General features: G+C 73.5%; 14 protein-coding genes. 5 read left to right on the forward strand and 9 right to left on the reverse strand.

Going from position 1 to position 26,288, the window contains the following annotated elements; translation table 11 throughout:
- Positions 1 to 104: 104 nt before the first annotated feature.
- Entirely contained in the window at positions 105 to 1,823 is a 1,719-nt protein-coding gene (gene treS / locus QMQ26_RS23345) for a maltose alpha-D-glucosyltransferase (protein ID WP_100836299.1), read from the reverse strand.
- Positions 1,820 to 3,775, reverse strand: a complete 1,956-nt coding sequence (locus tag QMQ26_RS23350; protein ID WP_282206596.1) for an alpha-1,4-glucan--maltose-1-phosphate maltosyltransferase — start codon at positions 3,773 to 3,775, stop codon at positions 1,820 to 1,822. Before QMQ26_RS23350 ends, treS begins: the two co-directional genes overlap by 4 nt.
- A gap of 1,056 nt (positions 3,776 to 4,831) precedes the next feature.
- Here QMQ26_RS23350 and glgP point away from each other — a divergent pair.
- The gene (glgP, locus tag QMQ26_RS23355) at positions 4,832 to 7,516 is read left to right on the forward strand and encodes an alpha-glucan family phosphorylase (RefSeq protein ID WP_282202579.1); all 2,685 of its coding nucleotides are present in this window, start codon (positions 4,832 to 4,834) and stop codon (positions 7,514 to 7,516) included.
- A gap of 81 nt (positions 7,517 to 7,597) precedes the next feature.
- Here glgP and QMQ26_RS23360 read toward each other — a convergent pair whose 3' ends face one another.
- The 6 genes from QMQ26_RS23360 to glgX form a co-directional block, all read right to left on the reverse strand.
- The gene (locus tag QMQ26_RS23360) at positions 7,598 to 9,364 is read right to left on the reverse strand and encodes an ABC transporter ATP-binding protein (RefSeq protein ID WP_282202580.1); all 1,767 of its coding nucleotides are present in this window, start codon (positions 9,362 to 9,364) and stop codon (positions 7,598 to 7,600) included.
- On the reverse strand, positions 9,361 to 11,178 hold the full coding sequence (locus tag QMQ26_RS23365) for an ABC transporter transmembrane domain-containing protein (protein ID WP_282202581.1): 1,818 nt from the start codon (positions 11,176 to 11,178) through the stop codon (positions 9,361 to 9,363). The genes QMQ26_RS23360 and QMQ26_RS23365 overlap by 4 nt, the downstream gene beginning before the upstream one ends.
- A gap of 168 nt (positions 11,179 to 11,346) precedes the next feature.
- Positions 11,347 to 13,296, reverse strand: a complete 1,950-nt coding sequence (locus tag QMQ26_RS23370; RefSeq protein WP_282202582.1) for a discoidin domain-containing protein — start codon at positions 13,294 to 13,296, stop codon at positions 11,347 to 11,349.
- Positions 13,297 to 13,693: 397 nt separating this feature from the next.
- Positions 13,694 to 15,526: an ABC transporter ATP-binding protein gene (locus QMQ26_RS37505; RefSeq protein WP_318552026.1), complete on the reverse strand. Its 1,833-nt coding sequence runs from the start codon at positions 15,524 to 15,526 to the stop codon at positions 13,694 to 13,696.
- The gene (locus QMQ26_RS37510) at positions 15,523 to 17,367 is read right to left on the reverse strand and encodes an ABC transporter ATP-binding protein (protein WP_318552027.1); all 1,845 of its coding nucleotides are present in this window, start codon (positions 17,365 to 17,367) and stop codon (positions 15,523 to 15,525) included. Before QMQ26_RS37510 ends, QMQ26_RS37505 begins: the two co-directional genes overlap by 4 nt.
- A gap of 92 nt (positions 17,368 to 17,459) precedes the next feature.
- A complete protein-coding gene (glgX, locus tag QMQ26_RS23380) occupies positions 17,460 to 19,661 on the reverse strand; it encodes a glycogen debranching protein GlgX (RefSeq protein WP_282202583.1) in 2,202 nt (733 codons plus the stop codon).
- A 245-nt stretch (positions 19,662 to 19,906) separates the two neighbouring features.
- Between glgX and QMQ26_RS23385 the strand changes: the two genes are divergently transcribed.
- From QMQ26_RS23385 to QMQ26_RS23400, 4 genes are all read left to right on the forward strand, one after another.
- Positions 19,907 to 21,115, forward strand: a complete 1,209-nt coding sequence (locus QMQ26_RS23385; protein ID WP_282202584.1) for a L,D-transpeptidase — start codon at positions 19,907 to 19,909, stop codon at positions 21,113 to 21,115.
- A 193-nt stretch (positions 21,116 to 21,308) separates the two neighbouring features.
- A complete protein-coding gene (locus QMQ26_RS23390) occupies positions 21,309 to 22,532 on the forward strand; it encodes a L,D-transpeptidase (protein ID WP_282202585.1) in 1,224 nt (407 codons plus the stop codon).
- Between the two features lie 191 nt (positions 22,533 to 22,723).
- The gene (locus tag QMQ26_RS23395; RefSeq protein WP_282202586.1) at positions 22,724 to 23,917 is read left to right on the forward strand and encodes a L,D-transpeptidase; all 1,194 of its coding nucleotides are present in this window, start codon (positions 22,724 to 22,726) and stop codon (positions 23,915 to 23,917) included.
- 175 nt (positions 23,918 to 24,092) lie between these two features.
- On the forward strand, positions 24,093 to 24,590 hold the full coding sequence (locus tag QMQ26_RS23400; protein ID WP_404814197.1) for an ATP-binding protein: 498 nt from the start codon (positions 24,093 to 24,095) through the stop codon (positions 24,588 to 24,590).
- A 241-nt stretch (positions 24,591 to 24,831) separates the two neighbouring features.
- Here the strand turns inward: QMQ26_RS23400 and QMQ26_RS23405 are convergent, their stop codons facing one another.
- Positions 24,832 to 26,199: an L-serine ammonia-lyase gene (locus tag QMQ26_RS23405; protein WP_282202587.1), complete on the reverse strand. Its 1,368-nt coding sequence runs from the start codon at positions 26,197 to 26,199 to the stop codon at positions 24,832 to 24,834.
- Positions 26,200 to 26,288: the final 89 nt, after the last annotated feature.

Genomic DNA, 26,288 nt, shown 5'->3' on the forward strand with positions numbered 1-26,288 from the left:
ACCCCCGGGGGCGCGCGAGGATTCCCGCGCGCCCGCGGAGGGTGACGTCCCGTTCGGGGCCTGAGGGATCGTTACTTCGTGGACGTGCTGCGGCGTTCCGGCCGCTACCGGGACCCGGACGGCTTCGTCCGGTCCTGGCGCAGTTGGAACCAGTAGAACCCGTGGCCGGCCAGCGTCAGCAGGTACGGCCACTCGCCGATGGTGGGGAAGCGCACGCCGCCGATCAGCTCGACCGGGTACCGCCCCCCGTACTGCCGCAGGTCCAGTTCGGTCGGCTGCGCGAACCGCGAGAAGTTGTTCACGCACATGACCAGGTCGCCCTCGTACTCGCGCACGAAGGCCAGCACCGCGGGATTGCTGGAGGGCAGCTCGGTGTAGCTGCCGAGGCCGAACGCGGGGTTGAGCTTGCGGATCTCGATCATGCGACGCGTCCAGTGCAGCAGCGAACTCGAACTGCTCTGCTGCGCTTCGACGTTGGTCACCTGAAAGCCGTACACCGGGTCCATGATGGGCGGCAGACTGAGCCTGCCCGGGTCCGCCGAGGAGAAACCCGCGTTCCGGTCCGGCGTCCACTGCATCGGGGTGCGGACGCCGTCCCGGTCGCCCAGCCAGATGTTGTCGCCCATGCCGATCTCGTCGCCGTAGTACAGCACCGGCGAGCCGGGCAGCGAGAGCAGCAGCGCGGTGAACAGCTCGACCTGGTTGCGGTCGTTCTCCAGCAGCGGGGAGAGCCGGCGGCGGATGCCCACGTTGGCCCGCATCCGCGGGTCCTTCGCGTACTCCGCGTACATGTAGTCGCGCTCCTCGTCGGTGACCATCTCCAGGGTCAGCTCGTCGTGGTTGCGCAGGAAGATGCCCCACTGGCAGCCCGAGGGGATCTCCGGGGTCTTCGCCAGGATCTCGGAGACCGGGTAGCGGGACTCCCGGCGGACCGCCATGAAGATCCGCGGCATCACCGGGAAGTGGAACGCCATGTGGCACTCGTCACCGCCGGAGCCGAAGTCGCCGAAGTAGTCGACCACGTCCTCCGGCCACTGGTTGGCCTCCGCCAGCAGCACGGTGTCCGGGTAGTTGGCGTCGATCTCCTTGCGGACCCGCCTGAGGAAGTCGTGGGTCTCCGGCAGGTTCTCGCAGTTGGTGCCCTCCCGGGCGTAGAGGTACGGCACCGCGTCCAGCCGGAAGCCGTCGATGCCGAGGTCGAGCCAGAACTTCAGCGCCGCCATCACCTCCTCCTGCACCCGCGGGTTGTCGTAGTTCAGGTCCGGCTGGTGGCTGAAGAAGCGGTGCCAGTAGTACTGCTTGCGGATCGGGTCGAAGGTCCAGTTCGAGGACTCGGTGTCGACGAAGATGATCCGCGCGTCCGGGTACTGCTTGTCGTCGTCGGCCCACATGTAGAAGTCGCCGTACGGGCCGTCCGGGTCGCTGCGGGACGCCTGGAACCACGCGTGCTGGTCGCTGGTGTGGTTGACCACGAAGTCGATGATCACCCGCATGCCGCGCAGGTGCGCCGCGTCCACGAACTCCACGAAGTCGGCCAGGTTGCCGAACTCGGGGAGCACCGACTGGTAGTCCGAGACGTCGTAACCGCCGTCCCGGAGGGGGGAGTTCATGAACGGGGGCAGCCAGAGGCAGTCCACCCCCAGCCACTGGAGGTAGTCGAGCCGCGAGGTGAGCCCCTTGAGGTCGCCGACGCCGTCCCCGTTGCTGTCCTGGAACGAACGCACCAGCACTTCGTAGAAGACCGCGCGTTTGAACCACTCGGGGTCGCGGTCCCGGGCGGGGGTGTCGGCGAAGGTGTCGGGGACGGGCTCGTTGACTGTCACTGCGGGTTCCTCCGAACCGTGAGGAGGTGGGCCGGCCCGGAAGAGGGGTCGAGCCGGACGTAGTTGTGACGGCCCCAGGCGTAGGTGGCGCCGGTCAGCTCGTCGTGCACCGTCAGCGGCCCCGGCGCGTCGAGCGTCACCGTGGCCTCCTGGACGTGGTGCGGGTCCAGGTTGACCACGCAGATCACCCGGTCCTCCAGGCCGTCCTCGGTGACGGCGGTCTTGGAGAACGCGATGATCCGCTCGTTGTCCACGGGGTGGAAGCGCAGGTCCCGCAGCTGCTGGAGCGCGGGGTGGCGGCGGCGCAGCCGGTTCAGGGCGGTCAGCAGCGGTGCCAGCGAGTCCTGCCGGGACCAGTCGCGCGGGCGCAGCTCGTACTTCTCCGAGTGCAGGTACTCCTCCGAGCCGGGCGCCGCCGCCTCGTTCTCGAACAGCTCGAAGCCCGCGTACACCCCGAAGGACGGGGAGAGCGCCGCCGCCAGCACCGCGCGCACCGCGAACGCGGCCGGGCCGCCGTGCTGGAGGTACTCGGGCAGGATGTCCGGGGTGTTGGCGAAGAAGTTCGGCCGCATGTACGCGGCGGCCTCGCCGGTCAGCTCGGTCAGGTACTCGGTCAGCTCGGCCTTGGTGTTGCGCCAGGTGAAGTACGTGTAGGACTGGTGGAAGCCGATCTTGCCCAGGGTGTGCATCATCGCGGGGCGGGTGAACGCCTCGGCCAGGAACAGCACGTCCGGGTCGGTGCGGGCGATGTCCGCGAGCACCTTCTCCCAGAAGTTCACCGGCTTGGTGTGCGGGTTGTCGACCCGGAAGATCCGCACCCCGCGGGCCATCCAGAACCGCAGGACCCGCACCGTCTCGCGGACGATCCCGTCGAAGTCCTGGTCGAAGTTGACCGGATAGATGTCCTGGTACTTCTTCGGCGGGTTCTCCGCGTACGCGATGGTGCCGTCCGCGCGGTGGCTGAACCACTCCGGGTGCTTGTGCACCCACGGGTGGTCCGGCGAGCACTGCAGCGCGAAGTCCAGCGCCACCTCCAGGCCCAGCGCGCCCGCCTCCGCCACGAGGTGGTCGAAGTCCTCCAGGGTGCCCAGGTCCGGGTGGACCGCGTCGTGCCCGCCCTCCGGCGAGCCGATCGCCCACGGCGAGCCGACGTCCCGCGGACCGGCCGTCAGCGCGTTGTCGGGGCCCTTGCGGTGGGCCCGGCCGATCGGGTGGACCGGCGGCAGGTACACCACGTCGAAGCCCATCGCGGCCACCGCGGGCAGCCGCTCGGCGGCCGTCCGGAAGGTGCCCGACACCGGCGGCTCGACGCCCGAGGGGTCGACCACCGCGCCCTCCGAGCGCGGGAAGAACTCGTACCAGGAGCCGAACAGCGCCCGTTTGCGGTCCACCTGGAGCGGCTGCGAGCGAGTGGCCGAAACCAGCTCCCGCAGCGGGTACCGGTCCAGCAGCGCCGTCACCTCCGGGCCGAGCGCCGCCGCGTAGCGGCTCAGCGGCGGCAGGCCGGTGTCGCGCAGCGCGTCCACCGCCGCCAGCACCTGGGCCCGGCCGTCCTTCTTCGGCACCCCGGCGGCGGCCCGCTCCAGCAGCTGCGCGCCCTCCTCCAGCACCAGCGCGGTGTCGATCCCGGCCGGGAGCTTCACCGCCGCGTGCTTCTTCCAGGTCGCCACCGGGTCGGACCACGCCTCCACCAGGTACGACCAGCGGCCCGGCACGGTCGGCGTGACGTACGCGCCCCAGCGGTCGCTGCCCTCGGACAGCTCGCGCATCGGCGTCCACGGGCCCGAGCGGCCGCGCGGGTCGCGCAGCACCACGTTGGCGCCGACCGCGTCGTGGCCCTCGCGGAACACCGTGGCGGAGACCAGGAAGCGCTCCCCCTCCACGGCCTTGGCCGGACGCCGGCCGGCGTCGACGAGCGGGGTCACGTCAAGCACGGGGATGCGGCCGATCACGGTGTCGCTCTCTGTCGTCTTGCGGGCGGGACGGGCGGCGGCGCGCTTGGCGGCCGGCCGTGCGGCGGTCTCGGTGGAGGTTCCGGCGGCCTCACCGGCGGAACCGGTGGCGGATCTGGTGGCGCTCCCGGCCGCGGACTTCCGGGCGGGTTTCGCCGGCGGCTCGGCGGCCGCCGTCCCGTCCGCCGTCCCGGCCGCGTCGGTGGTGGCGCCGGTGGTGGTGGACCTGACGGTGGTGGTCCGTTTCGCCGCGGCCTTGCGGGGGGTGCCCGCGGCCCGCTTCACGCCCGGTTCGGCGGCCTTCCGGCGGGCCGCGCCGATGCGCGGGGCCGGTACCGGGGGCTCCCCGGCCGACGGGGTGTCGGGTGTGTGGTCCGTCGGCACCGTGGACTGGTCCCGCGTGTCGCCGTGCATGCCAATGCTCCTGCCCGAGATCGGCGGCAACTCCCGAGGCAGCGGCGCCGAGGGAGTACCGGGAGGACTGCTGGGGTGAGGAAGGACGTGCGGTCGCGGCCTGCCCGTGCGGACGGACCCGGCAATCCCGCCCACCGGTCGCGGTCACGCGGCGGCGCGCAGGAACCGGACACGCGCGTCCCGGCGCGCGCCGTTCGATGCACGCCCCCCACGTGACCCAACCCACCGGAAAACGACCGGGCAGGGAACAAGGACACGCGGAGACGCGGCGACTGGGGCCGAACGAGCTAAGGAAAGTGAGGGTTCGTCGAACAGGGCATGCAGCAGCCGAGGCAGCAGGGGGCGACCACCCGATCGCGCACCAGCGGCACTCACGACCTTGTTGCATCCTCGCACCACGGGCAAGGGCTGTGCGTGGGTCGGCGCGCTCTTTAAGCCGCTATGTCGCACTGCGGAAGACTCCCGCAACACCTCCGTTCCCAGAAGTTCACACCTGACGGCGCTTCTTTTCCCAGCGTGCGCCCCCTGCGCGCCGGGTTTTGCCACCACGCGCCCGGAACGATCTCAACACTGCTCCGAACGGGTGCGGCATCCGCCAGTTGACGCCCCCTCAGGCGCCCGAGCGGGACTACGCTCCTTGCCGTGAAGGCAATCCGCAGGTTCACCGTCCGCACCGTCCTGCCCGAACAACTGCAGCCACTGCACGAGCTCGCGCTGAACCTCCGCTGGTCCTGGCACGCCGAGACGAGGGAGCTGTTCCGCTCCGTCGACCCGGACGTCTGGGCCGCCGTCGGCGAGGACCCGGTCCGACTGCTCGGCGAAGTCCCCGCGGCCAGGCTCGCCGCGCTGGCCGGCGACCGGCGCTTCCTGCGCCGCCTCGGCGACCTGTCCGACGAACTGCGCGACTACCTCACCGGCCCGCGCTGGTACCAGAGCGCGACCGACCCCGTCGACCCCGAGGGCGGCCTGCCCGCCGCCATCGCCTACTTCTCGCCCGAGTACGGCATCGCCGCCGCCCTCCCGCAGTACTCCGGCGGGCTCGGCATCCTGGCCGGCGACCACCTCAAGGCCGCCTCCGACCTCGGCGTCCCGATCATCGGCGTCGGCCTGTTCTACCGGCACGGCTACTTCCGGCAGTCCCTCGACCGGGACGGCTGGCAGCAGGAGCGCTACCCCCTGCTCGACCCCGACGCGCTCGCCGTCGCCCTGCTCCGCGAACCCGACGGCACCCCCTGCCGGATCGACCTCGCCCTCCCCGGCGGCCGCACCCTGGCCGCCCAGGTCTGGCGGGCCCAGGTCGGCCGCGTCCCGCTGCTGCTGCTCGACTCCGACGTCGAGGCCAACAGCCCCGCCGAACGCGACGTCACCGACCGGCTCTACGGCGGCGGCAGCGAGCATCGGCTGCTGCAGGAGATACTGCTGGGCATCGGCGGCGTCCGCGCCGTCCGCACCTACTGCCGGCTCACCGGCCACCCCGAGCCCGAGGTCTTCCACACCAACGAGGGCCACGCCGGCTTCCTCGGCCTGGAGCGGATCGGCGAACTCGTCACCGCCCACCCCGGACTCGGCTTCGCCGACGCCCTGGAGGCCGTCCGGGCCGGGACGGTCTTCACCACCCACACGCCCGTCCCGGCCGGCATCGACCGCTTCGACCGCGAGCTGGTCGCCCGGCACTTCGGCGGCGACGCCGCGCTGCCCGGCGTCCCCGTCGACCAGGTGCTCGCCCTCGGCGCGGAGAGCTGGAGCGACGGCGACCCCAAGCTGTTCAACATGGCCGCGATGGGCCTGCGGCTGGCCCAGCGCGCCAACGGCGTCTCCACCCTGCACGGCGCCGTCAGCCGGGAGATGTTCCGCGGCCTGTGGCCCGGCTTCGACACGCCCGAGGTCCCGATCACCTCGATCACCAACGGCGTACACGCCCCCACCTGGATCGACCCCGCCGTCGTCCGGCTCGGCGCCACCGAGCTCGGCCAGGAGCGCGCCGAGCACGCGATGGCCGTCGGCACCGCCGAGCAGTGGACCGGCCTGGAGCGGATCGGCAACGCCGAGGTCTGGGCGCTGCGCCGCTCACTGCGCGCCCAGCTGGTCGACGAGGCCCGCCGCCGGCTGCGCGCTTCCTGGAAGCAGCGCGGCGCCGGCGAGGCCGAACTGGGCTGGACCGGCGCCGTCCTCGACCCCGACGTGCTGACCATCGGCTTCGCCCGCCGGGTCCCCTCGTACAAGCGCCTGACCCTGATGCTGCGCGACCCGGCCCGGCTGCGCGCCCTGCTGCTCGACCCCGAGCGGCCGGTGCAGATCGTCATCGCCGGCAAAGCGCACCCCGCCGACGACGGCGGCAAGCGGCTCATCCAGAAGCTGGTCGCCTTCGCCGACGACCCCGCGGTGCGGCACCGGATCGTCTTCCTGCCCGACTACGACATGGCGATGGCCAAGACGCTCTACCCCGGCTGCGACGTCTGGCTGAACAACCCGCTGCGCCCGCTGGAGGCCTGCGGCACCTCCGGGATGAAGGCCGCGCTGAACGGCTGCCTCAACCTGTCCATCCTCGACGGGTGGTGGGACGAGTGGTACGACGGCCAGAACGGCTGGGCCATCCCCACCGCCGACGGCGGCACCGGGGAGGGCGTGGTCGACCCGGAGAGCAAGGAGGCCGAGCGCCGCGACGACATCGAGGCCGCCGCGCTCTACGACCTGATCGAGCACCAGGTCGCCGCCCGGTTCTACGACCGCGGCACGGACGGGCTCCCGCACCGGTGGATCTCCATGGTCCGGCACACCCTGGTCACCCTCGGCCCGAAGGTGCTGGCCGGCCGGATGGTGCGCGAGTACGTCGAGCGGCTGTACGCCCCGGCCGCCGCGGCGAAGCGGCGGCTCGCGGGCGAGGACGGCGACTACGCCGCCGCGAAGGCCCTGGCGGGCTGGAAGGCCGGCGTCCGGGAGGCGTGGCCGACCGTCCGGGTCGAGCACGTCGAGGCGGACGGGGCGGGCGAGGCGCAGGAGCTCGGCGCGACGCTGGCCCTGCGGGTCCAGGTCAACCTCGGGCGGCTGCGCCCCGAGGACGTCGAGGTGCAGGTGGTCTCCGGTCGGGTCGACGAGAGCGACCGGATCTCCGAGGCCACCACCCTCGCGCTCAAGCCCGCGGGCGGCGGCACCGACCTGGACGGCCGGATTCGCTACGAGGGCCACCTCGAACTCGCCCGCACCGGCCCGTTCGGCTACACCGTCCGGGTGCTGCCCACCCACCCCCGCCTCGCCTCGGTCGCCGAGCTCGGGCTGCTGGCGGTGCCGGTGGAGACCGGCGGGATGGACGCGGGGGTGCTGCGCTAGGACGTCCCCCCGCGGGCGTTCCCAGGGCTCGGACCCGAGACCCGGGGCCCGGGGGACGGCGGGCCGCCGCGTCGTGCGGGGTCAGCCGCTCCCCGGGCCCCGGCCCCCGTCCGGGCCCTGCCAGGTGTGCCAGAGGGCGGCGTAGCGGCCCCGGGCGGCGAGCAGGTCCTCGTGCGGGCCCAGGTCGGTGAGGCGGCCGTGGGTGAGGACGGCCACCCGGTCGGCGTCGTGCGCGGTGTGCAGCCGGTGGGCGATGGCGATGACGGTGCGGCCGGTCAGGGTGGCGGCCAGCGCCCGCTCGGTGTGGCGGGCGGTGGCGGGGTCGAGCAGGGCGGTGGCCTCGTCGAGGACCAGGGTGTGCGGGTCGGCGAGGATGACCCGGGCCAGCGCGACCTGCTGGGCCCGGGCGCCGTCGAGGCGGGTCGCGGCCGGGCCGAGCTCGGTGTCCAGGCCGGCCGGGAGGTCGTGCTGCCAGCCGACCGCGTCCAGCGCGGCGGTCAGGGCGGCGTCGTCGGCCCCCGGGGCGGCGATCCGCAGGTTGTCGCGGAGGGTGCCGAGGAAGACGTGGTGCTCCTGGGTGACCAGGACGACCTGGCGGCGCAGCCGGTCGGGGGAGAGGTCGGCGAGCGGGACGCCGCCGACCGTGACGCTCCCGGCCCGGGGGCGGTCGACGCCCGCGAGGAGGCGGCCGAGGGTGGACTTGCCGGAGCCGGAGGGGCCGACCACGGCCAGCCGCTCGCCCGGGGTCAGCTCCAGGTCGAGGCCGTGCAGGACGTCGGGCCCGTCCGGGTAGGCGTGGTGGACGCCGCGGACCTCGATCCGGTCGTCGGCGGGTTCGACGCCCCCGGCGCGGGCCTGGACGGGGACGGCGGCGGGGGCGGCGGCCAGGCCCTCGACCCGGGCGTACGCGGCGGTGCTGCTCTGCAGGGATTCCAGCAGGATGACGACGTTGTCCAGCGGGTCGACCAGGCGCTGCAGGTACAGCGCGGTGGAGACGGCCGCGCCGAGGGTGACGGTGTGGTGGGCGACCAGGACGGCGCCGAGCGGGAGGACCAGGACGGTCGGGACGGTGTAGGAGAGGTTGATGGCGGCGAAGAAGCGCAGCCGCAGGTCCAGGGTGCGCATCCGGGTCCGGTACGCGGTGGCGACGGCCGCGCGACCGGCGGCCAGGCGCTGCTGCCCCAGGCCGAGGGCGTCGACGGTGCGGGCGCCGTTCGCGGTGGCGGAGAGGGTCTCGGCGAGGCCGGCGTTCGCGGCCCGGTCGGCGAGGTAGGCGGGGCGGGAGCGGCGCAGGTACCAGCGCGCGCCGAGGGCGATGCCCAGGATGCCGATCAGCCCGCAACCACCCAGCAGCGGGCTGACGGTGAGGATCGCGCCGAGGATGAACAGGATCTGCGCGCCGGCCACGAACAGCTCGGGCGCGGCGTCCCGGAGCGTCTCGCCGACGGCGGTGGAGTCGGCGGTGCCGCGGGCGGTGAGGTCGCCGGTGCCGGCCCGTTCGGCGGTGGCGGCGGGCAGCGCGAGGACCCGGTCGAGCAGCCGCTCGCGGACCTCGGCGGCGGAGCGCTCGCCGAACCGGTGCGCCAGGTAGCGGGCCTGGCGGTTGGTCAGGACCTGGACGAGGGCGCAGCCGAGCAGCAGCAGGCCGAGCCGGTCGACGTCCGCGGTGGTGGCGCCGGCGGCGACCCGGTCGATGATCCGGCCGAGCAGCCAGGGCCCGGCCAGGCCGAGCAGGGCGGCCGCCGCGTTGAGGGCCAGCACGACGGCGAAGGCCCGGCCGTCGGCCCGGACCAGGGCGACGGCGGCCCGCCGAACCTGGCGGGGGGTGGCGATCGGCAGGGTGCTCAACGGCCCTCCTGGACAAGGGTGGTGGGGCTTCCGGCGTGGGAGCCGGCTTCGTCGGGCTCGGTGCGGTCGGGCTCGGTGCGGTCGGGCTCGGTGCCGTCGGGCCCGGCTTCGTCGGGTGCGGTGTCGCGGGTGACCAGGGCGCGGTAGCCGGGTCGGGTGCGCAGCAGCTCGCGGTGGGTGCCGGTGGCGGCGACCTTGCCGTCGACCAGGTAGTGGACGGTGTCGGCCCGGTCGAGCAGCAGCGGGGAGGTGCTGGTGAGCAGGGTGGTGCGGCCGGTCCGGGCGGCGTACAGGCCGGCGGCCATCGCGGCCTCGGTGTGGGCGTCGACCGCGGAGGTGGGCTCGACGGCCAGCAGGACCTCCGGGTCGGCGGTCAACGCCCTGGCCAGGCGCAGCCGTTGGCGCTGACCGCCGGAGAGGTTGCGGCCGCCGGGGGCGATCGGGGCGGCCAGGCCGCCGGGCAGGGCGTCGTGCACGTCGCGGGCGGCGGCGGCGTCGATCGCGGCCAGCAGGACCGCGTCGTCGGCCCCGGTACGGCCGCGGACGGTCTCGCGCAGGGTGCCCGCGAACAGCGCGGCCTCGTTCTCGGCGAGGACGATCCCGTCCCGGACGGCGGACAGCGGCAGGTCGGCGAGCGGGGTGCCGCCCCACTCGGCGCCGGTGGCGGCGTCCAGCCGGGCGAGGCGTTCGGCGACGGCGGCGGTGTCGGCGGGGCGGGCGGAGGCGAGCACGGTGAGTTCGCCGGGGGCGGCCCGGACGCCGGACGCGGGGTCGGTCAGCGCGGCGGGCCCGGCGGGGGCCGCCGCGGTGCCGTGGTCGGGCGCGGGGGCGAGCCGGAGGAAGGCGACCACCCGGCGGGCGGAGACCAGGGCGCGGCCGATGTCCTGGCTGCTCTCCAGCAGGAAGTAGACCGGGGCGACCAGCACGGCCGCGTACCCGAAGACCGCGGCGAGCTGACCGGGCGTCAACCGGCCCTCGACGGCGAGGCGGGCGCCGAGCCAGGTGACGGCGGCCAGCAGCAGGACGGGCAGGCCGGAGCCGAGGGCCTGGATCCAGCTGGTGACGGCGCCGACCCGGTAGCCCTCGGCGCGCAGCCGCCCGGAGTCCGCCCGGTAGCGGGCCGCGAACACCTCCTTGCCGCCGAGGCCGTTCAGCACCCGCAGCCCGCCGGCCAGGTCCTCGAAGCGGGCGGTGAGCCGCCCCTGCCGGTCGCGGTACTCGCCCTCCACCCGCTGCTGGCGGGCGAGCAGCGGGCGCACGGCCAGACCGAGCAGCGGCAGGCCGAGCAGCACCACCAGGGCCAGCAGCGGGGAGAGGGCGAGCAGGATCGCGGCGACCGTCAGGTAGCAGACCACCGCGCCGACGCCGGGCCCGACGAAGGTCAGCGCCAGGGACATCCGGACCACGTCGGAGATCCCGATGGTGACCACCTCGCCCGCGGACACCTGCCGGGGCAGCGCCGCGCCCAGCCGGGTGCTGTGCCGCAGCACCACGCCGACGGTGCGGAAGGTGGCGTCGGCGCGGACCAGCGTCATGGTGCGGTGCCGGTACCAGGCGAGCGCGGCGCTGAGCAGGCCGGAGCCGAGCATCGCGCCGGCCCAGCCGAGGACGGTGCCGGTCCGGCCGGTGCGCAGCCCGTCGTCCACGGCCCGGGAGAGCAGGTAGGGCTGGACGGTGAGCCCGAGCATCCAGGCGGTGCCGAAGAAGGTGCCCGCCAGCGAGCGGCCGAGCTGGCTGACGGCCAGCCAGCACAGGAAGCGCAACGGGCCGCGGGTGTCTGGCTCGCCGGGCTCCCCGGCCGTCGGATCGTTCACGGAGCGAGGCTAACGGCCGCACCGGGCCGGGGTCGATCGGATTCGCCCCGGCCGGACGCCGCGGGCCCCGGCCGCCCCAGGGCCTTGCGCGGACGGCCGCCCCTCCGTTAGCGTCAGTCTGACGCTAAGGCGGAGGGGCGGCGGCTCGCCGGGTGGGGGCGCTCCGGGTTACGCGGCGAAGACCTGGAGTTCGGCGACCTGGCCGGCCGGCCAGCCGGTGTTGGCGGTGAACACCAGGCGTACCTGACGGGCGCTCACCCCGGAGGGGAGGGTGAGGGTCGCGCTGTTGCCGCTCGCCGGGTCGAACACGTACCCGGCGGGCGCCAGCAGGCGGGAGAAGGTCACTCCGTCGGTGCTGCCCTGCACCTCCACGGTCTGGGTGCGGGTGGCCCAGGCGGCGGCCGGGGGCACCGAGAGCACGATCCGGCGGACCGGGAGGGTCGAGCCCAGGTCGGTCTGCAGCCACTGCGGGAAGGAGTTGTTGGGGCTCTCCCAGTAGCTGTTCGGGTCGCCGTCCACCGCGTTGCCCGAGCCGTAGTTCTGGGTGTGGCCGCTCTCCGCGGTCGGCCGGTGCAGCGCCAGGTTGCCGGTGGGGACGGTGGCGGGGGAGGTGGTCGCCGAGACCTGGCCGGAGGCGGGGGAGGTGTTGCCCGCCGCGTCCAGCGCCAGCACGTCGAAGGTGTACGCGGTGGCGGCGGACAGGCCGGTGACGGTGAACGAGGTCGCGGTGGTGGTGGCCCGGACCGCGCCGCCGACCCGGACCCGGTAGCCGGTGACGCCCACGTTGTCGGTCGAGGCGCTCCAGGCCAGCGAGACCGTGGTGTCGCTCTGCCCGGTCACCCGCAGCCCGCCCGGCGCGGTCGGCGCCGAGGTGTCCGGCTGGGACGGGAACGGCTGGGTCGGCCGGGCCGCCGTCACGGCCAGCTGCCCCTTGAGCATTCGGCCGCCGTCGCCGGTCAGCCGCAGGTAGTAGTCCGAGGAGCAGGCCGTACCGTCCTCGTCCAGTGCCAGGAACCCGGCCCCGGCCGGTACCCACGCCTGCGACTCGGCGGTCTTGGCGATCTGGTTGCCCTCGTTGTACTCGTCGAACATCGAGATGTACGCGGACGCCACCCCCGCCCGGGCCATGTTGTAGAACTGCCGCCACATGAAGTCGCCGTGCGCCCGCTGCCGGTCGCCCACCCCGCCCGGCAGCACGCACGGCTGGTAGTCGATGCCGTGCGCGTTGCACTCCGCGAGGTCCGGGACGGTCGCCACGTTGTAGAAGTTGTCGGCGTCCGCGGCGCTGCCGATCCGGCCGACCAGCCACGGCGAGAGCATGTCGAAGGAGTGGTAGACCTCCGAGAAGCCCGCCCGGGAGTCCCGGTCGCCGGTGCGCCACCAGGTCGGCACCCCGCCGATCACGTAACAGCCCTGCGCCTTGAACCAGTTGAGCACGTCCAGGCACTGCGCCGGGGTGAACGGGCGCTGGTTGTCGTTGAACCCGAAGCCCCAGATGCACACCACCGGCTTCCCGTTCTGCCGGGCGTACGCGGACGAGGCGGTGTGGGCGCGCATCTTGTTCGTCCAGTCGGCCTTGATGTCCGACTGCATGGTCGTCCAGTCCGAGACGTCGTACATGACGTAGAACTTCACGCCCTGCGACTCCGCGGCGCTGCGCACCTTCCCCGCCATCGCGTCCCGGGTCGGGCCCTCGCCGCCGGTCGGGTTGAAGCGCTGCAGGGCGGCGGTGTCGATGCCGTACTGCTTCATCCAGCGGAAGTGCACGTCGACCGTGGACTGGTCGTAGGAGGAGAACAGCGAGGCCGGCTGGCCGTTGTTCAGGTTCGGGAAGGCCGTGGCGTACGTCTTCGGGTACTCGCGGACGTCCGGCCAGGCGACGATCGAGCTGTTCGAGGAAGAGGGGGAGGTGCCCCAGTTCCGGGCCCAGTGCCACCAGCCGTTGATCGGAGCGCCGTCGCCCGGGCAGGCGAACCAGCCCTGGTAGCCGACCGTCACCTTCCCGACCACGTCACCCGCCGGGCTGGCCGCCTGCGCGGCGCCCTCGCCCAGGCCCACCGCCCCGAGCACGCCCGCCGCCGCCGCAGCCTGCAGGAACGTCCGCCGCGATACCACCATGCCGTTGCCTCCGCCCGGTTGACCGACACCTTGTCAGGTCCTCGACCTGCCGTCGGGATAGTAGTGAGGACGACATCTGACGGCAATAGACGTGACATATGACGTAAATAATCGACAGTTTGATCGCAAGATCCGGCCAGGCGGTGGCCGGGTCGGGAGCGGCCACGGCGGCAGCGGCGGTCCGACTGGAAGCTCGAGTGCGGTGGCAAGCCGGCCGGCAGGGCGGAACCCGGGCGTGGCGGGGCTCCCGGCGGCGGAGGGGCGGCAGTGCGCCCAGTCCCTCCGGGTTTCGAACTCGCTCTGTATGCCTCGCAGTTGAAGACCGCCCAGGACGCCGAGGCCGCGCACGACCCGACGGTGCTGGGCGCCCGCTCCACTCCCGGCGGGGCGCCGGCGGTCAGACCAGGCTGTCCTTCCAGGTCTGGTGGAGGGTGGCGAAGCGGCCCTCGCCGGCGATCAGGGCGGCGGGGGTGCCGTCCTCGACGACGCGGCCCTGGTCCATCACCAGGACGCGGTCGGCGATCTCGACGGTGGAGAGGCGGTGGGCGATGATCACGGCGGTGCGGCCGGCCAGGACGGTGCGCATGGCGTGCTGGACGGCCTGTTCGCCGGGGACGTCCAGCGAGGAGGTCGCCTCGTCGAGGATGAGGACGGCGGGGTCGGCGAGCAGGGCGCGGGCGAAGGCCACGAGTTGGCGCTGGCCGGCCGAGATCCGGCCGCCGCGCTTGCGGACGTCGGTGTCGTAGCCGTCGGGCAGGGCGGCGATGAACGGGTGGGCGCCGATCGCGCGGGCCGCGGCCTCGACCTCGGCGCGGGTCGCGTCGGGCTTGCCGACGGCGATGTTCTCGGCGACCGTCCCGGAGAACAGGAAGGACTCCTGGGTGACCATCACGACGTTGGCGCGCAGCTCGGCGGTGGAGAGCTCGCGCAGGTCGACGCCGTCGAGGGTGATCCGGCCGGCGGTGGGGTCGTAGAACCGGGCCAGCAGCTTGGCCAGGGTGGACTTGCCCGCGCCGGTGGCGCCGACCACGGCGGTGGTCCGCCCGGCGGGCAGCACCAGGTCGAACGGGGCGAGCACCTGCTTGCCGTTGGCGTAGGCGAAGGAGGTGGCCCGGAAGGCGACCTCGCGGCCCTTGCCGCGCGTGGCGGGCAGGGCGGCGGGCGCGGCGGGCTCGGGGACGGACGGCTCGTGGGCGAGCAGGCCGGCCATCTTCTCCAGCGCGGCGGCCGCGGACTGGTAGCTGTTGAGGAACATCGCCAGCTGGTCGATCGGGTCGTAGAGCCGCCGCAGGTAGAGCACGAAGGCGGTCAGGACGCCGAGTTCGAGGCTGCCGTCGGTGACCAGGAAGGCCCCGAGGACGACCACGCCGGTGATCCAGACGTTGGCCGTCAGCCGGGACAGGAAGACGTACCGGGCCATCTCCAGCAGGCCGTCCGCGGTGGCGGTGGCGGACTGCCGGTTGACGGTGCCGAACGCCTTGTCGTTGGCGGCCTCGCGGCGGAACGCCTGCACCGGGCGGATGCCGTTCATGGTCTCGGTGAAGCGGACGATCAGCCCGGCGGAGACGGTGCGGGAGCGCCGGTAGACCTGCTGGGAGCGGCGCCGGAAGGACCGGATGACCAGGTACATCGGCAGGAAGGAGGCCAGCGCGGCCAGGCCGAGGCGCCAGTCGACGACCACCAGGACGACCGTGATGTAGCCGACCGACAGGCAGACCATCAGCAGTTCCTGCAGGCCCTCGGAGAGCAGCTCGCGCAGGGTGTCCACGTCGCTGGTGGCGCGGGAGATGATCCGGCCGGAGGTGTAGCGCTCGTGGAAGTCGAGGCTGAGCCGCTGGGCGTGCCGGAAGATCCGGCCGCGCAGGTCCAGCAGGATGTCCTGGTTGATCCGGGCGGCGACCCGGATGAACGCCCGCTGGAGCAGGGTGGCGGCCAGCGCGCAGCCCAGGTAGGAGAGGGTGACGGCGATCAGCGGGCCGGCGTCGTGGCCGCGCAGGGCGGGGATGCCGCGGTCGATGGCGTAGGCGACCAGCAGCGGACCGGACTGCAGCGCGGCCTGCTGGAGCAGCACGGCCAGCACGGCGACGGTGATCCGGCGGCGGTGCGGGGACAGCAGCGAGCCGAGCAGGGCGCGCGGGGCGCCGGGCGGGACGGGGATGTCCTGGTCGTCGGTGGCCGGGGGGAGGAGCTCGTCCTCCTCGGCGACGGGTGCGGCGACGGCGGTGGTCATCGGGCCAGCGCCCCTTCCAGCTCGGACTCGCCGGACATCAGGGCCCGGTAGGCGGGACAGGAGCGCAGCAGCTCCTGGTGGGTGCCGACGGCGGCGATCCGGCCGTCGGCGAGCAGCGCGACCCGGTCGGCGAGCAGCACCGTGGACGGGCGGTGCGCGACGACCAGGGCGGTGGTGCCGGCCAGCACCCGGCGCAGGGCGCGCTCGACCAGCGCCTCGGTGTGCACGTCGAGCGCGGAGAGCGGGTCGTCCAGGACCAGGAAGCGCGGTGCGCCGACCACGGCCCGGGCCAGCGCCAGGCGCTGGCGCTGGCCGCCGGACAGGCTCAGGCCCTGCTCGCCGACCTCGGTGTCCAGGCCGTCCGGGAGCCGGTCGACGAACCCGGCCTGCGCGGTGGCCAGGGCGGCGGCGACCTGCTCGGGGGTGGCGTCGGGGGCGCCCATCAGGACGTTCTCCCGGACGGTGGCGGAGAACAGGGTGGGTTCCTCGAAGGCGACGGCGAGGTCGCGGCGCAGCTCGGCGCGCGGCACGTCCCGGAGGTCGGTGCCGTCCAGGGTGATCGAGCCGGCGGTGGGCTCGTACAGCCGGGGGAGCAGCGCGGTGAGGGTGGTCTTGCCGCTGCCGGTGGCGCCGACCAGGGCGAGCGTCTCGCCGGGGCGGACGTGCAGGTCGACGCCGGCCAGCAGGTCGGGGGTGCCGGCGGGCGCGTCGGGGTAGCGGAAGCGGACGCCGGTGAAGCGGATGCCGCGGTCGTCGGACGGCGCCAGGCCGGACGGCGGGTCGGCCGGCTCCGGTTCGTCCATCACCTCGAAGTAGCGGTTGGCGGCGCTGGCGGCCTCGGCGGCGAAGCCGAGCAGCCAGCCGAGCGACTCGACCGGCCAGCGCAGGGCCAGCGCGGTGGACAGGAAGGCGACCAGGGTGCCGACCGAGAGCCGGTCGTGCGCGACCAGGACGGCGCCGGCGGCCAGGGCGCCGCCGAGGGCGAGTTCGGGCAGGCCGACGATGACCGCCCACAGGTTGCCGAGCAGGCCGGCCTTGCGCAGCTCGGTCTCGCGCAGGGCGGCGCTGTGCCGGCGGAACTCCTCGGCCATGGTGCGGTGCCGGCCGAAGGCCTTGAGGACGCGGATGCCGAGCACCGACTCCTCGACCACGGTGGCCAGGTCCCCGTTCTGGTCCTGGGCGAGCCGGGAGGCGGCCGAGTACCCGGCCTCGAAGCGCCGGGTGAAGTACAGCAGCGGGATCGCCGGGAGCACGGTGATCAGGGCGAGCCGCCAGTCGAGGACGAACATCAGGGCGGTGCCGGTCAGGAAGACCGTGGAGTTGACGACCAGGAAGACCAGCGGGAAGGCCAGGAACAGCCGCAGCACGAACAGGTCCGAGGTGGCCCGGGAGAGCAACTGCCCCGAGGGCCAGCGGTCGTGGAAGGAGATCGGCAGCCGCTGGAGCTTGGCGAACAGCTCGCCGCGCAGCCTGGTCTCGACCCTGGCCAGCGGGCGGGCCACGATCACCCGGCGGACGCCGAACAGCACGGCCTCGGCCACGCCGAGCAGCAGCAGCAGGCCGGCCAGCGGCCACAGGGCGGACAGCTCCCGGTGGGCGACCGGGCCGTCGACGATCCGGCGCAGCACGACCGGGACGGCCAGCACGCTGAGCGAGGCGAGCCCGGCGGCGGCCATCGAGCCGAAGATCCGCCAGCGGGCCTCGCGCGCGTAGGGCCACAGGCGCAGCAGCGAGCGCACCGCGGACCGGGGTGCCGGTACGGGTGAACCGTGGGCGCCGCCTGTTGACGGTGCGTTCGAATCCGCGGGGGTGGGCGGAGCGGGGTTCTGGTTCTCGGCCATCGCCGAGAGGGTAGGCCGTTCCGCCGACATTTCTCATCCGGTTTTTTGCCCCTGTCGGTGAGAACCGGCCAGGCCGCAGGGGCCCCGCGCGGTCAGCCGGCCGTCAGCAGTACCGCCGAACGGCCCGTCAGCAGCACCTCCGCCACCGGCACGGCGTCCGGCGGGCCGGCCAGCGCGGTGTCCAGCAGCGGGACGTGCGGGGCGGGCAGGGTGAAGCGCCGCGGCTCGGGGGCGGCGTTCAGCAGCAGCAGGAAGTCGGCGTCCCGCACCTCCCGGCCCCGCTGGTCGCGCTCGGAGATCGCGCTGCCGGACAGCCGCATCGCCAGCGCCTGCCCCGGCGAGAACCAGTCCGCGTCGGTCATCTCGGTGCCCGCCGGGGTCAGCCAGGTGAGGTCCCGCTGCCCGTCCGGCCCGGCCGGGCGGCCGGAGAAGAACGCCCGCTGCCGCAGCACCGGGTGCGCCCGGCGCAGGTGCACCAGCCTGGCGGTCAGCTCGGCCAGCGAGCGCCAGTCCGGGTCGTCCAGCAGCGACCAGTCCACCCAGCCGGTCTCGTTGTCCTGGCAGTACGCGTTGTTGTTGCCGCCCTGGGTGCGGCCCATCTCGTCGCCCGCGGTGATCATCGGCACCCCGCTGGAGAGCAGCAGCGTGGTCAGCAGGTTGCGCAGCTGGCGCACCCGCAGCGAGCGGACCGCCGGGTCGTCGCTCTCGCCCTCCGCGCCGTGGTTCCAGGACCGGTTGTCGTCGGTACCGTCCCGGTTGTCCTCGCCGTTGGCCCCGTTGTGCTTGCGGTCGTAGCTGACGAGGTCGCGCAGGGTGAAGCCGTCGTGCGCGGTGACGAAGTTGACCGAGGCGTACGGGCGGCGGCCGCCGCGCTGGTACAGGTCGGAGGAGCCGGAGAGCCGGGTGGCCAGCTCCCGGACGTCCGGCCGGGCGCCGCGCCAGAAGTCCCGGACGGTGTCCCGGTAGTGGTCGTTCCACTCGCCCCACAGCGGCGGGAAGCCGCCCACCTGGTAGCCGCCCGGGCCGACGTCCCACGGCTCGGCGATCAGCTTCACCCGGCTGAGCAGCGGGTCCTGGGAGACCGCGGCGAGGAACGGATGCTCCATCTCCACGCCGTCCGCGCCGCGGGCCAGCGCCGCCGCCAGGTCGAACCGGAAGCCGTCCACGCCCATCTCGGCGACCCAGTACCGCAGCGAGTCGGTGATCAGCCGGATCACCTGCGGGCGCCGGGTGTCCAGCGTGTTGCCGCAGCCGGTGTAGTCCGCGTAGCCGCGGCGGGAGCGGTCCGGCCGGTAGTAGCCGGTGTTGTCGATGCCGCGGAAGGAGAGCGCCGGGCCCATCACGCCCTGCTCGGCGGTGTGGTTGTAGACCACGTCGAGGATCACCTCGATGCCCGCGGCGTGCAGCGCCCGCACCATCCGCTTGAACTCGCCGACCTGCTGGCCCCGGCTGCCGCTCGCCGCGTAGCCCGCGTGCGGGGCGAAGTAGCCGAGCGTGTTGTAGCCCCAGTAGTTGACCAGCCCGCGGGCCTGCAGGTGGTCCTCGCTGACGTGGTGGTGCACCGGCAGCAGCTCCACCGCCGTCACCCCCAGCCCGGTCAGGTGGGCGACCGCCGCCGGGTGCGCCAGCCCCGCGTAGGTGCCGCGCAGCTCGGGCGGCACCTCCGGGTGGCGCATGGTGAAGCCGCGCACGTGCAGCTCGTACAGCACCGTCTCGGCCCAGGGCGTCTTCGGCCGCTGGTCGTCGTACCAGTCGTCGGCGTCGTCCACCACCACGGCCTTGGGCACGTACGGCGCGGAGTCCCGGTCGTCCCGGACGGTGTCCGCCACGTCCCGCTCGGGCCAGTTGCGGACGGCCGCGCAGGTCGCGTCGTGGGCCGTGTAGGCGCCGTCGATCGCCCGGGCGTACGGGTCGAGCAGCAGCTTGGCGGGATTGTGCCGGGCGCCGGTCCACGGGTCCCACCGGCCGTGCACCCGGAAGCCGTAGCGGGTGCCGGGCAGCACGCCCGGCAGGTAGCCGTGCCAGGTCTGGTACGTCTGCTCGGTCAGCCGGTGCCGGCTCTCCCGGCCGCGCTCGTCGAACAGGCACAGGTCGACCGCCTCGGCCTGCGGGGCCCAGAGCGCGAAGTTGGTGCCCCGGCCGCCCTCCGGGTCGGTGCGGAACCGGGCGCCCAGCGGCTGCCAGCTGCCCGGCCACGGCGGTGCGGCGTCCGGCCGGGGAGCCGCGCCGTTCCACCGGGCGGCCGACCGCGTCTGACGGGCCGTGCCCGCACCCAGCTCCTGCCACGCCGTCATGGCGACCCTCCCAGCCATCCGGGGGCCCGTCCCCGTTCTTCCGGTTGTTCCCTGTCCGACGGCCCTCGTCACCCCGGGTCGAGCGGAGTGACGCGCCGTGATCGATCATGTGCCCAGCGGAGCCGGGTGCGGAAACCATCCGGTCGTGTCCGCGGGGCGGAACCGCCCATCGGGTCCGGTATCGGGTGGTATGGGGTGGTGTCGGACGAATGTCGGACGAGTGTCGGACGAATGCGGAGGACGGCATGCGCGCCGCGGTACGGCTCTGGACCCGGCGGGCGGCGGCGCTCGCCCTGGTGCTGCTGACCGGCTGCTCCGGCGGCGGCGACGGCGGCGACCGGCCGCCGGGCGACGCGGCCGCCCCGCCGCCGGCCTCCCGGGCCCGGCTCGCGGTGCGGCCCGCCGACGGTGCGCGGGACGTCCCGGCCGACGGCCCGGTGCGGGTCGAGGTCGACGGCGGCCGGCTGCTGACCGTCCGGCTCGCCGACGACCGGGGCGCCGCCGTCCCCGGCACCCTCACCGCCGACGGCACCCGCTGGACGGCCGACCGCCGGCTGGCCACCGCCACCGGGTACACCCTGGACGCGGTCGCCGAGGACGCGGACGGCCTGCGCGCCGCCCGGCACGCGGCCTTCGCCACCGCCGCCCCCGCGCACACCTTCGTCGGCTCCTTCACCCCCGAGGACGGCTCCACCGTCGGCGTCGGCATGCCGGTCTCGCTGCGCTTCTCGCACCCGATCGCGGACCGCGCCGCGGTGGAGCGGGCCGTCGCGGTGGTCTCCGACCCGCCGCTGGAGATCGCCCCGCACTGGTTCGGCGACCGGCGGCTGGACTTCCGCCCCGCCGCGTACTGGCCGGCCGGCACCCGGGTCACCCTGCGGCTGCGGCTCAGGGACGTCGAGGGCGCGCCCGGCTACCTCGGCACCCAGGACGAGGACGTGCACTTCACCGTCGGCCGCGCGCTGGTGGCCGCCGTCGACCTGGACGCGCACACCATGACGGTCCGCCGGGACGGCGAGGTGCTGCGGGTGCTGCCGGTCAGCGGCGGCAGCCCCGAGCACCCCACCTACCTGGGCACCATGGTGGTCTCCGAGCGCCACGAGGCGATCAGGATGGACTCGCGGACCGTCGGCCTCGGCGACGCGTACGACATCGCGGACGTCCCGCACGCGCTGCGGCTGACCGCCTCCGGCACCTTCGTGCACGGCAACTACTGGAGCGCCCCGGCGGTCTTCGGCGCCGCCAACACCAGCCACGGCTGCATCGGCCTGCCCGACGCCAGGGGCGGCTCCGCCGACTCCCCGGCCGGCTGGCTCTACGCGCACACCCGCACCGGCGACGTGGTGGAGGTGCGCGGCTCCCGCGGCGAGCGGGTCGCCCCCGACAACGGCCTCTCCGACTGGAACCTGGACTGGCGGCAGTGGACGGCGGGCAGCGCGCCCGGCGTTCACTGAACGGGCACCCGGCTCCCGCCGAAGATTCACCCGGCCGGGCCGGTTATCCTGGCCGCGCGCGACCGGAGTCGAACGGCGCGGCCACCGGATCGCGGTCGGCCCGGTGCAACCGATCCCGGGCACGGGCACGTGTACGCGATGGGAACACCGGGAGGGGAGCAGCGCAGTGGAGACGGTTCACAGGACCTGGGCCGTGGCGGGACGCGGACGCCGGGCCAGGCGGGGGGCGGCGGCCCTGCTGGTGGGCGGCGTACTGCTGCTCGGCACGGCCTGCAACGGCGACGGCGGCGGGTCGACGGACGCCAAGGGCACGGCGGGCGGCGGGAGTTCGTCCTCCTCCACGTCCGACACCACCCCGAAGGTCTCGACCGCGCAGCTGACCGTCACCCCGGCCAACGGGGCCACCGACGTGCAGCCGAAGGACGGCCTCCAGGTGGCGGTGGCGAGCGGGAAGCTCACCACCGTCGAGGTCACCGACAAGAACGGCAAGGCGGTGGACGGCAAGATCTCCGACGACGGCCTGAGCTGGAAGCCCGCCGGCCAGCTGGCCGTCGGCACCACCTACACGGTCGCCGCGCAGGCGGTGGACGCGGCCGGGCTGGTGGCCGCCTCGACCACCAGCTTCACCACGCTGACCCCGGCGAAGACCGCCTCGACCAACGACAACATCGCCGACAACGGCACCTACGGCGTCGGCATGATCGTCTCGGTCAGCTTCGGCAAGCCGATCAAGAACAAGGACGCGGTGCTGGCGGGCATCACCGTCACCGGCTCCGACGGCACGGTGGCCAAGGGCCACTGGTTCACCAGCCAGCGGCTGGACTTCCGGCCGGAGCAGTTCTGGAAGCCGGGCACCAAGGTGACGGTCAAGTACCGGCTGAAGAACGTCGAGGTGGCGCCCGGCGTGTACGGCGACATCGACAAGGACGAGCCATTCACCATCGGCCGCTACCAGGTCTCCACGGTCGACGCGGCGGCCCACACCATGACGGTGGACCACGGCGGCGGCAAGACCGAGAGCATCCCGATCACGGCCGGCAACGACCAGAACGCGTCCTGGAACGGCACCATGGTGATCTCCTCCAAGGAGAAGGTCACCCGGATGAACTCGGCGACCGTCTCCAACGTCAAGGGCGACGAGTACGACGTCCCGGACGTGCCGCACGCGATGCGCCTGACCAGCACCGGCACCTACGTGCACGGCAACTACTGGAGCAGCGCCTTCGGCAAGTCCAACGCCAGCCACGGCTGCGTCGGCATGGCCGACGTCAAGGGCGGCGGCGACAGCACGGCGGCGGGCAAGTTCTTCAACTCCTCGATCATCGGGGACGTGGTGCGGATCAAGAACTCCAAGGGCCAGACCGTCGCCGGCGACAACGGCTGGAGCGGCTGGACCCTCCCGTGGAGCAAGTGGTAGCCGACCGCCCGCAGGCCCGCCCGCACGCCCGCTCGCACGGCCCGGTGGTCACCCGACCGCCGGGCCGTGGTCCGTTCGTGACCGGACCGGGACACTCGGGTCGCAACGTTTCCGGTCCCCGATCCGTCATATCAAGCGAAAGTCCTGTCAGCGGACAGGCGGGTGACTGGGGAGAGCGGAACGTGAAGGCGATGCGCGGGGCACATGTGGCGGGGGCGCTCGCGGGCGCCCTGGTGCTGATGACCACGGCCGGTTGCAGCTCCGGCCCGGCGAAGCCGGACGGCCCCAAGGGCACGGCCGGTGCCACGGCCGGCGAGAGCAAGCCGGCGGTGTCGGCCGCCACCATCGCCATCACGCCCGCCGACGGCGCCACCGGGGTGAAGCCGACCGGCGAGGTCAAGGTGACGGCCGCGGCCGGCAAGCTCACCTCGGTCAAGGTCACCGGCCCGGACGGCGTCGAGGTGCCCGGCCAGATCGCCGCCGACGGCAGCTGGGCCCCCACCGGCAGCCTCCTGGTGGCCACCGCCTACACCGTGGACGCGCTCGCCGAGGACGACAAGGGCGTGGTCGCCAACGCGCGCTCCGGCTTCACCACCCTCACCCCCGACAAGGAGGCCGGCACCAGCGACAACATCGCGGACGACGGCACCTACGGCGTCGGCATGATCGTCTCGGTGCGGTTCAAGCGGTCCGTGGTCAACAAGGACGCGGTCAAGGCCGGCATCACCTTCGAGACCTCCGACGGCACCGAGGTCCGCGGCCACTGGGTCAACGACAAGCGGATCGACTTCCGGCCGGAGAACTACTGGAACGCCAACACCAAGGTCACCATCCACTACAAGCTCAAGAACGTGGAGACCGCGCCCGGCGTGTACGGCGACGTGGACAAGGACGAGCCGTTCACCATCGGCCGCTCGCAGGTCTCCACCGTGGACGTCAACACCCACCGGATGTCGGTGGTCCGGGACGGCCAGCAGACCGACACCGTCGAGTTCACGGCCGGCAAGCCCGGCTACGACACCTGGAACGGCGTCATGGTGGTCGAGGCGATGGAGGGCACCACCCGGATGACCTCCAACGGCGTCACCAAGGAGGGCTCCGGCGACGAGTACGACCTGGTGGTTCCGCACGCCATGAGGTTGACGGACTCCGGCACCTACGTGCACGGCAACTCGTGGAGCGCGGGCGTGATCGGCCGCTCCAACGGCAGCCACGGCTGCATCGGCGTCACCGACACCGCCAAGGGCGGCGACGGCACCCCGGCGGGCAAGCTCTACAACTCCAGCATGGTCGGGGACGTGTTCAAGGTGGTCAACTCCAAGGGCGCGACGGTCTCGATCGACAACGGCCTGGGCGGGTGGAACACCCCCTGGGCGCAGTGGTGACGCCCGGGCGTCCGTTCGGTTGCTGACGGCATATGCCAAATGAATAGTGATCGTTTGCTCATTGTCCGTACGCGGCCGCTCGCGTTCCGCAATGATGGGGCGCATGGCGGCATGGGGCGAAGCAGACCGGTCATCACTTCCGGCGGCCGGCAGGCGTGGTGACGATCCGTCAGTGATCGGCGCCGGTGTGGTGCTGGCCGATCTGGAGCGGCTGACGCCGGAGGAGATGGAGCACCTCTTCTTCGGCGTCCTCAGCGATCCCGACGCCGCGGAGGAGGTGCGGCTGCCCTCCCGCCCGGAGTCGGCCAAGGTGGCCCGCCGGCTGGTCCTCTCGGTCTTACGGACGTGGAAACTCCACCAGCTGCTGGAGGCCGGGGAGTTGCTCACGGGCGAACTGGTGGCCAACGCCGTCCGGCACGCGGGCGGCCGGATGATCGGACTCAAGGTGACCCGCCGCCCCGGCTGGCTGCGGGTCGAGGTCCGGGACTCCTCGCGCGCCCTGCCCTGCCTGATCCGGGCCCCCGAGGTCGGCTACCAGAACGGCCACGGCCTGCGGCTGGTGGAGTCGCTCGCCGACCGCTGGGGCGCCGACCTGCTGCCGCGCGGCAAGGGCGTCTGGTTCGAGATCAGAATCCGCGAGCGGGCCGCCGCCATCGCCGCCGCCGCGCTCTGAGCCCGCACCGATCCACTCTGAGCCCACCCCGCCGTCCCACCTGGAATGTGAAGGTGAAGTGAACCACACGCCTTGGTTTCGATTTTGTTCACCGGTTCACGGCATGCGATAGTCATGCACGTCGGGCAGCACAACCCGACGCCTCCCCTCCGCCGGCACGCACCCCCTTGGCCGCCGGAGGACGCACAGGGGCCCCGGACCGCGCACCACCGCGGACAGGGGCCCCGTACCGTTTCCGGGGTCAGCACTCGATGACGTTGACGGCGAGGCCGCCGCGGCTGGTCTCCTTGTACTTGACCTTCATGTCGGCGCCGGTCTCCTTCATGGTCTTGATCGCCTTGTCGAGGGAGACATGGTGGCGCCCGTCGCCGCGCAGGGCCATCCGGGCGGCGGTGACGGCCTTCACCGAGGCCATGCCGTTGCGTTCGATGCAGGGGATCTGGACCAGGCCGCCGACCGGGTCGCAGGTGAGGCCGAGGTTGTGCTCGATGCCGATCTCGGCGGCGTTCTCGACCTGCTCGGGGGTGCCGCCGAGGACCTCGGCGAGGCCGCCCGCGGCCATCGAGCAGGCGGAGCCGACCTCGCCCTGGCAGCCGACCTCGGCGCCGGAGATGGAGGCGTTCTCCTTGAAGAGCATGCCGATCGCGCCCGCCGCGAGCAGGAAGCGGACGATGCCCTCCTCGTCCGAGCCCGGGATGAAGTTCAGGTAGTAGTGCAGGACGGCCGGGATGATCCCGGCGGCGCCGTTGGTGGGGGCGGTGACCACCCGGCGGCCGGAGGCGTTCTCCTCGTTGACGGCCATCGCGTAGAGGGTGACCCACTCCATCGCGTTGCCCGGGTTGACGCCCTCGGCGCGCAGCGCGCGGGCGGCGGAGGCGGCCCGGCGGCGGACCTTGAGGCCGCCGGGGAGGATGCCCTCGCGGGACATGCCGGCCGCGACGCACTCCTTCATGACGGCCCAGATCTCCAGCAGCCCGGCCCGGATCTCGGCCTCGGTGCGCCACGCCTTCTCGTTCTCCAGCATCAGGCCGGAGATGGACAGGCCGGTCTCCCTGGTCAGCCGCAGCAGCTCCTCGCCGGTGCGGAAGGGGTACCGCAGGGCGGTGTCGTCGGGCTTGATCCGGGCCTCGCCGAGGGCGTCCTCGTCGACCACGAAGCCGCCGCCGACCGAGTAGTAGGTCTTCTCCAGCAGCGTCTCGCCGGAGGCGTCGTACGCCCACAGGGCCATGCCGTTGGCGTGGTACGGGAGCGCCTTGCGGCGGTGCAGGACCAGGTCGTGGTCCGGGTCGAACGGGATCTCGTGCCGGCCGAGCAGGCTGAGCCGCTTCTCGGCGCGAATCCGCTCGACGTCCAGGTCGGCGCGGTCGACGTCGACCGTGCGGGGCGAGTGGTTCTCCAGGCCGAGCAGGACGGCCTTGGGGGTGCCGTGGCCGTGCCCGGTGGCGCCGAGCGAGCCGTACAGCTCGGCGCGGACGGTGGCGACCCGCTCCAGCAGGCCCTCGGAGCCGAGCCGGCGGGCGAACATCCGGGCCGCGCGCATCGGGCCCACGGTGTGCGAGGAGGAGGGGCCGATGCCGATGGAGAAGAGGTCGAAGACGCTGATGGCCACGGGGTGACGTCCTTGTCCGGTCTCGTGGTGGTGTGCCGGTTCCCGCCCGGTGGGGCGGGGCGCGGCATGGAACGGGGCACCGCGCGCAC

The sequence above is a fragment of the Kitasatospora fiedleri genome, from assembly GCF_948472415.1.
Classification (GTDB): domain Bacteria; phylum Actinomycetota; class Actinomycetes; order Streptomycetales; family Streptomycetaceae; genus Kitasatospora; species Kitasatospora fiedleri.